The sequence below is a fragment of the Aequorivita lipolytica genome, assembly GCF_007997135.1.
GTDB lineage: Bacteria > Bacteroidota > Bacteroidia > Flavobacteriales > Flavobacteriaceae > Aequorivita > Aequorivita lipolytica.
The window spans coordinates 1-14,965 of sequence record NZ_VORU01000022.1; the positions used below are offsets into that span (position 1 = coordinate 1).

Annotated in this window: 15 protein-coding genes and 1 pseudogene; all 16 read left to right on the top strand. The window is 36.4% G+C overall.

Going from position 1 to position 14,965, the window contains the following annotated elements:
- Positions 1-504: 504 nt before the first annotated feature.
- The 16 genes and pseudogenes from ESV24_RS14740 to ESV24_RS14810 all read left to right on the top strand — a co-directional run bounded on the left by ESV24_RS14740 (position 505) and on the right by ESV24_RS14810 (position 14,631).
- Positions 505-1,155 carry a hypothetical protein gene (locus tag ESV24_RS14740; RefSeq protein ID WP_146743148.1) on the top strand — a complete coding sequence of 217 codons (651 nt, stop codon included), beginning with the start codon at positions 505-507 and terminating at the stop codon, positions 1,153-1,155.
- A gap of 32 nt (positions 1,156-1,187) precedes the next feature.
- Entirely contained in the window at positions 1,188-1,331 is a 144-nt protein-coding gene (locus tag ESV24_RS15410; RefSeq protein WP_160110597.1) for a hypothetical protein, read from the top strand.
- Between the two features lie 685 nt (positions 1,332-2,016).
- The gene (locus ESV24_RS14745; RefSeq protein WP_111815824.1) at positions 2,017-3,354 is read left to right on the top strand and encodes a nucleotide sugar dehydrogenase; all 1,338 of its coding nucleotides are present in this window, start codon (positions 2,017-2,019) and stop codon (positions 3,352-3,354) included.
- 350 nt (positions 3,355-3,704) lie between these two features.
- Complete coding sequence (locus ESV24_RS14750) at positions 3,705-4,703, top strand: SDR family oxidoreductase (RefSeq protein ID WP_111815791.1); 999 nt, start codon at positions 3,705-3,707, stop codon at positions 4,701-4,703.
- Positions 4,704-4,836: 133 nt separating this feature from the next.
- Positions 4,837-5,433 (top strand): acyltransferase, encoded by a 597-nt coding sequence (locus ESV24_RS14755; RefSeq protein WP_111815792.1) that lies wholly within the window; start codon positions 4,837-4,839, stop codon positions 5,431-5,433.
- Positions 5,434-5,447: 14 nt separating this feature from the next.
- Entirely contained in the window at positions 5,448-6,665 is a 1,218-nt protein-coding gene (locus ESV24_RS14760; RefSeq protein ID WP_160110598.1) for an MATE family efflux transporter, read from the top strand.
- Positions 6,662-7,840, top strand: coding sequence for an O-antigen ligase family protein (locus ESV24_RS14765; protein WP_111815794.1), 1,179 nt, complete (start codon positions 6,662-6,664; stop codon positions 7,838-7,840). Before ESV24_RS14760 ends, ESV24_RS14765 begins: the two co-directional genes overlap by 4 nt.
- Complete coding sequence (locus ESV24_RS14770) at positions 7,833-8,984, top strand: glycosyltransferase family 4 protein (RefSeq protein ID WP_111815795.1); 1,152 nt, start codon at positions 7,833-7,835, stop codon at positions 8,982-8,984. The genes ESV24_RS14765 and ESV24_RS14770 overlap by 8 nt, the downstream gene beginning before the upstream one ends.
- A complete protein-coding gene (locus tag ESV24_RS14775; protein ID WP_111815796.1) occupies positions 8,974-9,486 on the top strand; it encodes an acyltransferase in 513 nt (170 codons plus the stop codon). Before ESV24_RS14770 ends, ESV24_RS14775 begins: the two co-directional genes overlap by 11 nt.
- Before the next feature lie 41 nt (positions 9,487-9,527).
- Positions 9,528-10,703, top strand: coding sequence for a glycosyltransferase family 4 protein (locus ESV24_RS14780; protein WP_160110599.1), 1,176 nt, complete (start codon positions 9,528-9,530; stop codon positions 10,701-10,703).
- Positions 10,704-10,778: 75 nt separating this feature from the next.
- Positions 10,779-11,015 (top strand): annotated as a pseudogene (locus tag ESV24_RS14785) (sugar transferase); the annotation flags it as partial.
- 133 nt (positions 11,016-11,148) lie between these two features.
- Positions 11,149-12,270 (top strand): ATP-binding protein, encoded by a 1,122-nt coding sequence (locus tag ESV24_RS14790; RefSeq protein WP_111815799.1) that lies wholly within the window; start codon positions 11,149-11,151, stop codon positions 12,268-12,270.
- A 4-nt stretch (positions 12,271-12,274) separates the two neighbouring features.
- Complete coding sequence (locus ESV24_RS14795) at positions 12,275-12,886, top strand: sugar transferase (protein WP_111815800.1); 612 nt, start codon at positions 12,275-12,277, stop codon at positions 12,884-12,886.
- Positions 12,873-13,196 (top strand): hypothetical protein, encoded by a 324-nt coding sequence (locus tag ESV24_RS14800; RefSeq protein ID WP_111815801.1) that lies wholly within the window; start codon positions 12,873-12,875, stop codon positions 13,194-13,196. The genes ESV24_RS14795 and ESV24_RS14800 overlap by 14 nt, the downstream gene beginning before the upstream one ends.
- Positions 13,197-13,207: 11 nt before the next feature.
- The gene (locus tag ESV24_RS14805) at positions 13,208-13,957 is read left to right on the top strand and encodes a formyltransferase family protein (protein WP_111815802.1); all 750 of its coding nucleotides are present in this window, start codon (positions 13,208-13,210) and stop codon (positions 13,955-13,957) included.
- Positions 13,958-14,148: 191 nt separating this feature from the next.
- Positions 14,149-14,631: a NeuD/PglB/VioB family sugar acetyltransferase gene (locus ESV24_RS14810; protein ID WP_111815803.1), complete on the top strand. Its 483-nt coding sequence runs from the start codon at positions 14,149-14,151 to the stop codon at positions 14,629-14,631.
- Positions 14,632-14,965 lie beyond the last annotated feature (334 nt).

A 14,965-nucleotide genomic window follows, 5' to 3' on the forward strand; every position in this document is an offset into this window, starting at 1 on the left:
GCATTAGGCATTAGGAAATGCATAATTCATTAATAATTACGAGCCTCCCTGTTCTGAGCGCACTCGAAATCCCGATAGCTATCGGGAAACAAATTCACGACAATGGCTTTAGGCTATAAGCTGTAAGCATTAGGCATTAGGAAATGTCATAATTCATTAATAATTACGAGCCTCCCTGTTCTGAGCGCATTCGAAGGATTCATCCCACAATTAACCACTTATATCATCCGAATTTACAAATAACTAATAATGAATAACGAATCCCGATCCCGATAGCTATCGGGACCCGAATTAACGATCCCGCTAGTTATCCGGAAACAAATTCACCAATAAAAAACCCCGCGTCCACCAAATAAAATAAAACATCTGTGCGTTATAATGATGATATTTTTATCTTGCGGCCTCGCAAAAAGGGTTCCCCAATCCTTATTGTGATAGTGATTTCTAACCTCCCCAGGTTGAGATTACTAAGACGTATTTACGAACTTAACCTAAACTTTTGTAATGAATTTATTATCTATTAGAACCTACTTAGTAGCTATTTTTCTATTTTCCGGCATGAACCTATTCGCCCAAGAAAATAATTTTAACCGTTTTTCTGCCGAGATTTCCACCGGTGTCCACGTGCCTCTTGCGCCCAACGATGGCATTTCACGTTCAAAGTATATTGCCTTTAAACAATTCCAGTTGGCAGGGCGGTATATGTTTACCGAAAAATTTGGATTGAAGGGCCATTATGCCTTTAACCGTTTTGCCAATCCAGACGATTCTGATATGGGAATAAGCATGAGCCGTATTGGCCTGGAAGGAGTTGCCAACCTTGGCCGACTCTTAAATGTGGACTATCACTTCAGAGAGCGTTTTGGGTTGTTATTGCACGCAGGTGGAGGCATTACTTTTGCCCAACCAACTTCGGTTAACGGCACAGACCATATGGGAAACATGCTTCTGGGTTTAACGGGACAGCTGAAACTGAACAACAACTTCGCGCTTTTTGGAGACCTAAGCTATATAAGCAGCTTTAAACAACACTATGCATACAATGGCGAGCTATTAAGCCCAAACTTTGAAGCTGTTACAGGCAGTTTCGTAAATGTTAGTATTGGCATAATGTTTTATCTAGGCGAAGAAAATTATCACGCAGACTGGTATTGATTTGGAAGTATTTGTCCCAATAGCTATCGGGATTGTCGGTTGATTCCACCTACGCTGAAAAAGCTTCGGTGGACGAAGGGGTTGCTTCCGCCTACGCTGAAAAAGCTTCGGTGGACGAAGGGGTTGCTTCCACCTACGCTGAAAAAGCTTCGGTGGACGAAGGGGTTGATGGTTGATGGTTGATGGTTGATGGTTCTCAGTTCTCTGTTATCAATAATTTATATACTTGCGTATTCACGTATGCACGTATTCACGTATTCACTGACTCGCTGATTCACAGTTATCAGTTGTCGGTTCTCAGTTGTCCGTTATCCGTTGTCAGTTTGATCCTGAATGAATAATCACCTACATCATTCCGAATCCATCAATCCCCGATCCCGATCGCTATCGGGACACATACTCATAATCCCGATCGCTATCGGGACACGAATCCCCGAATCCCGATCCCGATAGCTATCGGGACCCGGATCCACGATCCCGATAGCTATCAAGACACATACTCACATACTCGCAGATTCCCGAACCCCGATCCCGATAGCTATCGGGAAACGAATCCCGAACCCCGAATCCACGATCCCGATCGCTATCGGGACACACACCCACTAATTACTCAATACTAATTACTCAATACTAATTACTCAATACTCCCATTAAAAAAACAATTAACATTTTAACGATAATAATTGGCATTTAATCGATACTCATTTTTTATCTTTGCCGCTTCAAAATTCTTAAGAAGCAATTCATTTATATATCTTTATATGTTTGAACTTCAAGGATTTTGGAATTTAACCTTTATACCAAAAAAGAAAAATGCAAGTGTTTGAAACATCTCCCGACGCAGAACCTAAGGATATAGGAATGGCTAACAATATAAAAATAGCCATTATAGGTCTCGGCTATGTGGGATTGCCATTGGCGCGTCTCTTTGCCACCAAATATCCCGTTGTAGGTTTTGATATTAATAGAAGTAGAGTAGAAGAACTTCAGAAAGGCCACGACAGCACTTTAGAAGTGGAAGATGAAATATTACAAGAAGTGCTTTTACAGGCAAATCCCGTAGGCGCCCTTGCCAATTTATTGGAGAAAGAAGGTATAGAAGGCAATACAGAAAAACCTAAAAACGGACTATTCTGCACTACCGATCTTATGGATATCCAAAGCTGTAATTACTTTATAGTTACTGTACCAACGCCAGTAGATAAAAATAACAGGCCAGTGCTCAAGCCATTATACGCCGCCAGCGAAACCGTGGGCAAGGTGCTTAAAAAAGGCGATACGGTAATCTATGAATCTACTGTATATCCGGGGGTAACGGAAGACGAGTGCGTTCCCGTTTTAGTGAAGGAGAGCGGTTTGGAGTTCAATACAGATTTCTTTGCGGGTTATTCCCCAGAGCGTATCAATCCGGGCGATAAGGAACATACCGTAGATAAAATACTTAAAATAACCGCGGGTTCAACCCCAGAGGCGGCCAAGGAGATCGATGCCCTTTACGCTTCGGTTATTACCGGCGGTACATATTTAGCCCCCAGCATCAAAGTGGCTGAGGCTGCAAAAGTGATTGAGAATTCGCAGCGCGATATTAACATTGCTTTCGTGAACGAACTTGCAAAAATATTCAACCTCTTGGAAATCGATACCCACGAAGTGCTAAAGGCGGCAGGCACTAAATGGAACTTTTTGCCCTTTAAACCCGGCTTGGTCGGTGGGCATTGCATAGGTGTTGACCCTTATTATTTGGCGCAAAAGGCGCAGGAGAAAGGCTATCACCCAGAAATAATTTTGGCGGGAAGAAGATTGAACGATTCCATGGGCGAATATGTAGCCAGTCAGGTAATAAAGTGTATGATCAAAAAAAACATCGCCATCAGCTCTGCAGAAGTGCTAATGCTGGGCGTTACCTTTAAGGAAAACTGCCCCGATGTACGCAATACTAAAATAGTAGACGTGATAAAAGCCCTGTGCGACTACGGCGTAAAAGTAACCACTTACGACCCGTGGGCAAACCCAGTAGAAGTAAAACACGAATACGGTATAGAAACCACCGCTTCCCTCAAACAAGGCCAATTTGACGCCATCGTTTTAGGAGTAGCACATAACGAATTTTTAAAACTGGACCTGGAGCCGTTTAAAAAAGAAATGGCGATTGTTTATGATGTGAAAGGCGTTCTTGAAAACGCAACGGCTAAGTTGTAATTTGGAAAGCGTGATTTGGGAATCGTTTCCCGATAGCTATCGGGATTCGGGATTCGGTAGACTGGGATTGATATTCGGAAAACGGGATTCGGGATTTGTTTCCAGATAGCTATCGGGATCGGGAATCTGCGATTCATGAAATGGGAACGAAATAACAAACCACTAGCTTAAAAAATAACGAATACTAATCAGAGAATCAACGAAGTTGAGAAGTAATGAAGTAAAGAATAACGAATCAACGAAGTTGATAAGTAACGATTTACGATTTACGATTCACGCATCACGAATCACGAATCACGATTCACGCATCACGCATCACGCATCACTAATCCCAAATTAACCAAAAAGTAATGGATTACACACAATTCCAAGTCCTAGCAAATAAAAATATACTCGTCACAGGCGGCGCCGGCTTTATCGGTTCCAACCTCGTGGAGGCGCTTTTGAAAATAGGGGCAAACGTAACCTGCCTAGACAACTTCGCTACCGGGCATAAGCATAATATTGGGCCCTTTTTGTCGGATGAAAACTTTAAGTTGATAGAAGGCGATATACGCGATCTGAAAACCTGCAATACTGCCTGCAAAGGGCAAGACTTTGTGCTGCACCAAGCAGCGCTCGGCTCGGTGCCGCGCTCTATTATCGATCCCATTACCTCCAACGAGGTTAACGTAAGCGGATTTTTAAATATGCTGGTAGCAGCTCGCGATGCAGGAGTAAAACGTTTTGTGTATGCCGCCAGTAGTTCTACGTATGGCGATAGTGAGGCTTTGCCAAAGGTGGAGGAGGTAATAGGGAAACCCTTATCGCCTTATGCTATCACCAAATATGTAAACGAGCTTTATGCAGAGAATTTTTATAATACTTACGGCCTAAACACCATTGGCTTGCGATATTTTAATGTTTTTGGCAGACGCCAAGATCCCAACGGCGCTTATGCAGCGGTAATCCCGCTATTTGTAAAACAATTTATGGAGCACGAAAGCCCGCTTATTAATGGCGATGGCAGTTACTCCCGCGATTTTACCTATATAGACAATGTGGTACAGATGAACCTTTTAGCCATCACCACCGAAAATGAGGCAGCACTCAACCAAGTGTACAACACGGCAGTAGGCGACAGAACTACCTTGGTACAGCTTACCGAATTACTTAAAAAGCATTTAAGCACCTTTGACCCCGCCATTGCAGAGGTTGAAATTAAGCACGGGCCAAACCGCAAGGGGGATATTCCGCATTCTTTGGCTTCTGTGGAAAAGGCGGAAAGACTTTTATGCTATACCCCTAGCCATAACATTGACAAGGGTATTGAAGAGGCGGTGGAATGGTATTGGGGGAATTTAGCTTAATTTAAAGCACGAACTTATCTTAGATTTTAAGATTTTTAAAGATTAGAGTGAATTATTTTTAATACATAAACTTATAGAAATTATTGATTAAATGTAGTCCTAATAATTCTGATTTTACCTAAAATTATAAAAAATGAAAAAATTTTTAAGAATAGCTTATCAATATTATTTAACAAATAAGTTTAATAAAAAGGCCTTGCTTAAAGGAAAAATCGATTTTTGTCGTAAAACTAGGATAAGCTTGATTGATGGGAGTAAAAGGGAAGATATCATATTGGGAGACAAATCTCGGGTACACTGCATATTAGTTTCACAACACTCAGGTAAAATTATCTTTCATGAAAATGTGCAAATTGGATATAGTTCTTTTATCGGATCAGTAAATCATATTGAAATACAAGAAGGAACTGTGATATCTAATAATGTTACAATTGTTGATAATAATAATCATTCTGTTAATCCAGAAGATAGAATTAAGATGCAAAATTCTCCTTGGAATTCAAATTTTAGAAAATGGAGATATTCTGTTTCATCACCAATAAAAATAGAGAAAAATGTCTGGATAGGTCAATATGCAAGAATTAACAAAGGAGTTACTATTGGATTCAATTCAATTGTAGCAGCAAACACCGTAGTGACTAAGGATGTACCTCCAAATTCAATTATAGCCGGAAATCCTGGAAGAATTGTAAAATCTGAAATCCAAAAAGAACCTCAATTAATATGCTAAAAAAGTTATCGTCCATGGCTATTTTTAGTTTCATGGCAACTTTAGCCACATTTGCTTTTCAAACTGTAGTTACGCATTTATTAACTCCTGGAGACTACGGTATATTGGCAAAATGGTTAACGGACATTGGTTATCTAGGAATGTTTTTCGTGCTAGGGCTGGACTCATCAATTTTATATCACGCCAAACTAGGTGAAAGATATGAGGAAAATATGGGTAAGAATTTTATGATTTATTTCCTTGTTTTTTGTATTGCCTTTTTAGTTATTTATTACTTTAATTTAGATTCTGATTATTATATACCTTTATTCATAAGCATAATATCACTATCTATAACAAGTGTATTTAAATCATATTTTCATTTCAAAGAACAATATCTATGGTTCAATTTACTTAATTTAATACTGCCCGTATGTTTATTGACTACGTTTGGACTTTCGTTTCTTTTAGAAATAAAGTTTGAAATAAACGAGGCTTTACTTTTATATGCCATCGTTTCGACATTTGTTTTAATCATTGTAGGAATCAAATATTTCACCGTTTCCTCAATAAGATTTACCAAGGATTTATTTAAAAGCTTATCTTATTTCCTTTATGGTATTAAGAGCATTCTTAATAAATTATTATCTTTAACATTATATGCATCAACCGTTTACATATTATCTTTCTACAAGCAATATGAATTGGTTGCTTTCTTTTTTGTTGCTAGCAGCATTTCAAAAATGGTTTGGGTTTTACCCGATTCCGCCGGCAATGTATTATATCCCCGTTTTCTTAAGATAGGAACGAAATATAAACTCGATGAAGTGGTAGGAGAGATGAATTATTATGCGCAAATAGTATTTTTGTTAAATATTATCGCCATTATGGGATTTGCGGTTTTAGGACATTTCATATTGAATATTTTATACGCTGAAGCATATCAAGTGATATTTGTGCCCGTTATTATATTATTAATAGGTAATCAGGGAATGGTCTATTTTAAATTATTAAGTAGGTATTTGGCATCCCAAAATAATTGGAGACCATTATATTATTCTCTTGCAGTTGGAATAATTATTAATGCGGGCCTAAATTTTTTGCTAATACCTGAATATGGATTGATGGGTGCATGTATTGCGACAAGTTTGTCCTTTATTTCTTGTGGACTTTTTATCTCTCTTTTTGTTAAAGGCAGTTTATTTGGATTTATAAATGTTTTCAATGTTTATAAAAAACATTTTTCACGATGACTAGATATCTCGTATTTTTCTTTTCTTTTATATTAGCTCTTGGAAATCTAACAGACTTATTTCTATCTGGAATTGTTGAAATTCTTGCCGTCCTGATTGGTACTTTAATTATTTTTCAAAAAAAACATATTACTAGTATCTTAAAATATTCCAAGCAGGCTTTTCCTCTTTTTCTAATATTGTTGATTTTATTTATCGCAAATCTTTTTTACGGCTATACAAATAATGAATATAGTGAGTTTAATTTTAAATTTTTTTTAATAATATTAATTTATATACTTTTTAGTGTTTTTTTTGAGAATGACCCTAAGGCCATTACTTCATCTCTATTCTTTTTTTCTGCTGGAACGGCAGTGTTAGCAATTTTATATTTTTTTAACTTATTAGGGAGTGGAATTGAGGTTAGAAATGATAGACTTCTATTTTTAGGTGAAAACCCTAACTCTTTAAGTGTTCGCGTTTCCTTAGGTGTTATTGTATTTATATGGCTCGCACTTAACAACAAATTACATAGTAGTTTGTTAAAAAAAATATTTTTATTGATTCCGGTGCCATTAATGATGGCTATGATTATTGCTTCTGGATCTAAAGGATCATTTTTATTATGTGTATTTAGTGTTCTATTATTGTTGCTCATATCTAACAATCTTTCAAAAAAAACTAAAATATTTTCATTTGTAATAGTGGTTCTAATCTTCGTGTTATCATATGATGTTCTACTCAAAAGTAATTTGTATGAACGGTTTTTAAATTCAACACTAACAACTGGAAGATCTGATATTTGGAAGCAAGCTTTGGGCATTTTTTACGATAATCCTTTTGGGGTTGGAGAAGGGGGATATTTTAAAGAAATTAGATTAAGGACAGGAGAGAGTATCGATACACATAACTTATTCATTTATCTCTTAGTATCGGGTGGATTTATTTCATTTTTTTTATTTTCTTTTTTTTATTTTAAATTATTAAAAAAATCAATTCAAGCTTTCAAAACAAACAGAGAGCCCATTTTTTTTATAATATGGATTTCTATGTTTTTTATAATGAGCAAAACAGGAGGTGTTCTTTCCTACTTAATTATGTGGTTTTTCTTGACAATGATAAATGCGCAAACTATTAGAACAAAAGAAAAAAAATACTCTCAGATAATGATTTCTAATTTTGTCATCAATGAATAATAAAAGTATCCTTATACACGCTTGGTCAATACACTATGACGGTCTTAGCCATTATCTTCCTTATACTCATTGGGTTTATTTAAATGAAATCGTTAATTATTACAATAAGGTTAGTTTGCTTTCACCAGTAATAAGTAATAGTAATGCAAGTAAAGAAAGTCTCGTGTCTATTAAAGATTTTCATAATGTATCTGTTGTTCCGTTACCTGCATCCACGAGTTACGTAAACACCATAAAGCACTTTTTATCCTATTTAAAAATTTATAGAAGGTTAACAAACTACCACACTGCGTATGCGCGGTATCCAGTACCTTTTGGTTGGCTGCAAAAATTATTCTTAAAAGACTCGAATCGTATAATTCACTTTGTTGGCGACCCAATCGATGCTGCAAAAAATAATCCAAACTTTTCAGTACTTAAAAAAACTTTACTCACCACTTTCTTTAGACCGGAACATTCTATGTATTTGTGGGCTTGTAAAGGAGCTAAAGTTTATACAAATGGTTATCATTTAGCGGAACGTTTAGAAAAACAGGGAATCTCTGCCATACCATTGATATCTTCTACCTTAAATGAAGATGATTTCTTTTTTAACGACAATAAAGTCATAGATAGTCAGAAGCCAAAGCTTCTTTATCTTGGCTATTTAAGAAAAGCTAAAGGAGTAGAGACAGTTATAAATGCCTACAAAAAGCTAAAGGAGAAGTGCCCTAATGCTTCTCTCACTATTGTTGGTAGTGGAGAATTTGAAGTACAGCTAAAAAAAATAGTTTCAGACTATAAGTTAACAAATGTTCGTTTTTTAGGGCATGTTGATAATCGATTGAAATTAAATGAAATAATAAGGGACCATGATATTTTCTGTTTTGCCAGTTTATCAGAAGGATCCCCAAGAGTTATTTTGGAAGCCATGGCGAACGGTATAAATGTAGTAAGTACTCCGGTTGGTTCTTTGCCCCGTGTTTTTAAGGACGATGTAGAAATTCTGTTTGCCGATTTTAATGATGAAAATCAATTTTTTGAAAAAATTTCCAGGCTCTTAAACGATAGGGAATTGACAAATTCTCTACGCTTGAATGCTTTTAATAAAGTTAAAAATTTTACAATAGAATCCTTTATAAAGAAAATATTTTATGAAGCTTAAATTCTCAATTTTATATTCGTGGTTGATAAGAACCTTAACCTTTTTCTTGCCAAATATTCCTTTTTTAATGCGTTTTCGGGGTTTCTTGTATTCAGTAATGATGAAAGAATGTGGTAAGGACTTTCAAGTTACTTCTTCAGCAATCATAAATTCATTATCTGGTCTCATCATTAAGAATCATGTTTATATTGGTCCCAATACAGTTATTATAGGTGTAGATATTATCATAGAGGATGAAGTATTAATAGGTCCAAACTGTGTGATTTCGGGTGGCAATCATAGCTTTTTAAATGGTTCTTTTCGCTTTGCTCCATCAATTGGAGCACCAGTTTTAATAAAGAAAGGTTCTTGGATTGCTGCTAATTGTACAATAACTGCTGGCGCAGTTATGCCTCACCGCTCTATTCTCGCAGCAGGAGCCGTTCTGTCTCAAAAATTTACTGATGGTGATGCATTATATGGTGGCATACCCGCTAAATTCATTAAAACAATAAATACATGAGATTGGTTTATTTACACCAGTACTTCAAATTCCCTAACGAAATGGGAGGAACTCGTTCCTACGATTTAGCGAGGTCATTTGTGGAAAATGGCAATTCTGTAAACGTTCTATCATCCACGAACGATAATTTTCATAAAACTAAAAATAGATGGTCAATTATAGAGAGAGATGGATTATCTGTCCATTATATTTATCTTCCATATGATAATCAGATGTCTTACACAAAGAGAATGCTTGTCTTTGTGCAGTTTCTTTATTTTGCCTCTCTCAAATTAATAAAGCTAGATTGTGATATTTTATTGGCTACGTCTACACCCTTAACCATTGGAATACCTGCATTAGTAAAAAAGTGGAAACATAAAACACCATTTGTATTTGAGGCCCGAGATGTATGGCCAGAAGCGGTAATTGCTATAGGAGCAATTAAAAACAAAATTATGCAGAAGCTCCTTTATCGCTTAGAGAAAATTATTTATAAACAAGCTTCCGCAATAGTCCCTTTATCCATAGATATGAAAAGGTCTGTAGTTTCTCGTTATCCGGAGATTTGTAAAAATAAGCCTGTAGTAGTTATAGAAAATATTTCAGAAATCGATCGATTTTCCAATATCCGAGAATCAAATATTTTAGAAAATGCAATTGGATTCAAACCTCGATTTTCAATTCTTTATGCCGGAACCTTTGGAAGAGTTAATGGTATAGAATATGTCGTTGATTTGGCAGAAAGAACACTTGTGAGCGACTCAAGTATTGTATTTATTTTGATAGGGGAGGGTGCAATGAAGGAAGAGATCATTCAATATGCAAAGGAGAAAAAAGTGCTAAATAAAAATCTATTTATTTTAGATTCTGTTTCTAAGCAAGAATTGCCTGTTTGGTATAAGGATATTGATATAGGAAGTTCCTTTGTTATCCCTGTAAAAGAATTGTGGGCAAATGCCGCTAATAAGTTTTTTGATACCTTGGCAGCATCTCGTCCCATTCTGATTAACCATGAAGGATGGCAGGCTGAGGTAATAAGAGCAGACAGATTAGGTTATGTATTACCTGATGTTTTAACGGATGAGGCGGTCACAGATTTTGTAACATATACTCAAAATCAAAATTTAATCGAGCAGCAGCGTATTAAAGCTTTTGAAAAGGCAAAGAATTGTTATTCTTTAGAAATTGCGAGTCAAAAATATTTGAAAGTCTTTAAAGATATCGTTAAGAAATAATATAAAATAGACCCAACGAGATTTCGTTTTTGTTCCGCTTGCGAGATTTTGACTAATTTTAATATTGTAAGTTTTATGTATGAAACTTTTATAAAACCATTTTTCGATTTCACTTGCGCCTTACTCGGTTTTTTGATTTTGAGTCCCATATTCTTATTGGTTTGGATAGGTCTAGCTTTAGCCAACAATGGCAAACCCTTCTTCTATCAAAGAAGACCGGGCAAAGGAGAGCGCATATTTACCATCATCAAGTTTAAGACAATGAATGACATGCGCGATGACAATGGACAATTGTTAGCTGACGCCAAACAGCCATTCTTTTATAAATAAGCCCAATTATTTTATATCATAGAATATTTCAAATTTCAGGTAACAGATTCCGAAAAAGTTGTGCTTTTTATGGATTTGATTCCGAGAAAGTTGTATTTTTGGCCTTTACTTATATATGATAAAACGCAGTTTAGAGGGTATAATAAAGAATAAGCTTTTTGATGGTAAGGCCATTTTGGTCATGGGGCCACGGCAGGTAGGCAAGACCACTTTGCTAAAAGAACTATTTTTGGCCAATGAAGAAATGATCTGGTTGAACGGAGATGAACTCGATATTCAAAACTTATTTGAAGGTGTTTCAGCAGACCGATTTAAGGCCATTATAGGCAAAAAAAAAATAGTGATAATCGATGAGGCGCAACGTATTAAAGACATTGGGCTACGCCTAAAATTAATAACAGATACCTTGCCGGAAGTACAGCTTATCGCCACAGGAAGTTCTTCTTTTGAATTGGCAAACAGCGTCAATGAGCCACTGACTGGGCGAAAGTGGGAGTATAAACTTTACCCACTTTCTTTCTCTGAAATGGTGGCGCACCACGGGTTGCTGGAAGAGCGGCGCTTACTCCCGCACCGGCTTTTATATGGTTATTATCCCGAAGTGGTAAAACAGCAGGGAAATGAGAAGGAGCTGCTAAAACAATTAACGGATAGTTATCTTTATAAAGATGTGCTAATGCTGGAAACCATAAAAAAACCCGAAAAATTGGTGAAGTTGTTACAAGGCTTGGCGCTCCAGGTTGGTTCGCAGGTTTCGTACAACGAGTTGGGGCAACTTTGTGGGCTCGATTCAAAAACCGTTGAAAAATATGTTACGGTATTAGAGCAGACTTACGTAATTTTTAAGTTGAGCTCCTTTAGCAGGAACGTTCGCAATGAGTTAAAGAACAGCAAAAAAATATACTTTTATGACAATGGCATACGCAATGCACTTATAGCCAACTTTAATCAGGTTGAAAATAGAACAGACGTTGGTGCACTTTGGGAGAATTTTCTAATCTCTGAACGCATTAAATATTTGGATTATAATGGGAAGTGGGTTAATTATTGGTTTTGGAGGACAAAGGATCAAAAAGAACTGGACTTTATTGAAGAGGCAGATGGCCAGATTACGGGATATGAGTTTAAATGGAATTCTAGAGCCCATGTAAAAATCCCCAAACAGTTTACTACTAATTATCCTAATGCTGAAGTAAAAATAATAACCCAAGCGAACTTTGATAGCTTTATTCTTTAGCCCTATGTACAAAATCATCATAAAGCCACTATTCGATTTCCTTTCTGCGCTATTGGGTCTCGTGATTTTAAGTCCCATATTCTTATTGGTTTGGATAGGTCTGGCTTTAGCCAACAATGGCAAACCTTTCTTCTACCAACGCAGACCAGGAAAGAATGAACGCATATTTACCATCATCAAGTTTAAGACAATGAACGACAAGAGGGATGACAGTGGCCAATTATTACCAGATGACAAAAGGCTTACGCCTATTGGCAGTTTTGTGCGTAAAACTTCTTTAGACGAACTGCCTCAGTTGCTGAATGTGCTAAAGGGAGATATGAGCTTTGTGGGACCAAGACCTCTATTGCCAGAATATTTACCTTTGTATAATAAAACGCAACGTATTCGCCATCAAGTAAAGCCCGGAATCACGGGTTGGGCGCAGGTAAATGGGCGTAATGCTATTTCTTGGGAACAAAAATTTGACTACGATGTTTGGTATGTAGAGCAACAAAGTTTTGTTTTAGATTTACGCATTCTTTTTATGACAGTAAAAAAAGTATTTAAAAGCGAGGGAGTTACACAACAAGGAGAAGCTACGACACAATATTTTAAAGGAAATGAAATCAATTAAACAAAAATTACATCGTGCTATAAAGAGATCGCAGGCGGCTTATAATCTTTATACACCTGATAAAAAATATTATCAGGCCTTGCGCATAAAACTCGCTAATGAAAAAGTGTACGAACTATTAGAAGTTTTTTTATATGAATGTGATGAAAAGGAAGTGGATTTGATACATCAATACTTGTTTCATTTGGAAGATTGGTTTCATCAGTTTGAAACTTTGGAAAAGAAACTAATCGATTTAGAAGCAGAATTTGTATTTAATCGCTTTGACGAATCTCCCGAATTTCCAGAATCAATTTTGAAATCACTATAAATTAAAGTTAAATGAAATACGCCTTCGCTGGAGATAGAGAGATTAGCCTGAATATTTTAAAGTTTTTAATTTCTAAAGGATATAAACCTGCGGCCTTATTTGTTTCTAAAAATTCAAAAAGTAGCCATAGTGAGGAATTAATTGCTTTAGCCGGATTAGATAAAGAGTTGGTTTTTGAAGGAAATGATTTCAAAGGCAGTTTGGATATTATAAAGTCAATGGAATTGGATTATATATTTGGTATTCATTTTCCTTATATAATACCTAATGAGTTTTTAAAACTTCCCAAAATAGGTTTTTTAAATCTCCATCCAGCATTTCTTCCATTTAATAAAGGCTGGCATACTCCAAGTTGGGCCATTATTGACGGCACCAAATTCGGAGCTACAATACATTTTATGTCAGAAATGCTGGACAAAGGGAACATTATCTATCAAAAAGAATTAATTGTTCAACCCTCTGATACTGCAAACACACTTTACCAAAAAGCACTGAAACTAGAAGAGGAGGTTTTTTATGAAGCTTTTGATGATTTAGCGGCGTTGCGACCAAAATCCTTAATCCAAATAGACAAGGGAACTTCTCACTCTAGAAAAGATCTAAAAGAAATCCAAGAGATTAAATTGAATGAGAAATATTCTGGGAAGGAAATAATCGATCGATTACGAGGTCTTTCAACAAACAAAATTGAAGAAGGTGCTTATTTTGTTTTAAATGGTGAACGCTATTATATGCAGGTATCTATTTCAAAGGAGAGCTAGTATCAATCAGTATAGACTAATGCCTTAAGCCTCAAGCCAGATTCGTTAATTCGCTTCTTCAACTGACTTTTGTCTGCGTATAGGACGGGCTGCTCAGTATGACAGATTGGAGAATTGGTAATTAATAATTAACCTTGAACATTACACATTGTACTTGCAACCCCATTTAGAAAATTGATTCCCTAAAAGTTATGCTTTTTTTTGAAAAATTTGCAGAAGGTATTTCCGGTAAAAAAGATACTTGGATCATCTCAATTGGTAATAATAGGATACGGAAAGAAGTAAGCAAAAGGTTGCCATCTAATTTTGGACTCTTGGTTCACCGTACCGCAAGTGTGTCATCTTGGGCTTCGGTTGGAGCTGGCACTACAGTTATGGCAAAGGTTGTTATTAATGCTTGTGCCAATATTGGCAAACACTGCATTATAAATTCGGCTGCGGTTATAGAACACGATTGTATTTTGGAAGATTTTGTTCATATATCACCAAATGCTAGCTTAGCAGGTGGCGTAAGAGTAGGAGAGGGCACACATATTGGGATTGGTGCTTGTGTACTTCCAGAAATCAAAATCGGTAAATGGGCCACTATTGGGGCCGGCGCAGTTATTATTAAAGACGTTCCTGATGGGGCTGTTGTTGTTGGGAATCCTGGGAAGGTGATTAAGGTGAAATAATGAAATTGAAATCGATCCCGAAGCTTCGGGAGAAATTATAACGATCTCGCCACCTTTTGAGAAAAGGATTGTGCGTATTCCTCTAGAATGTTCGCAGACATATTCATTTCAATAAAAAAATCTGCCTGGATCTGCCTCTTTATTCTGCGAGAATCGGCGATACATCTTTTAAATGCCATTATACATCAGAAAACCATATCTTTAAATGACACTATCCCGCTAAGTGTGTAAGTTAAAAATAACAGGGGTTGGACTTTTTTAAAGTCTGACCCTTTTTTCATAGATCGTTAGGAACTGATTTAAAATGATGCCCCAGTTCCTTATAGGCATGGTC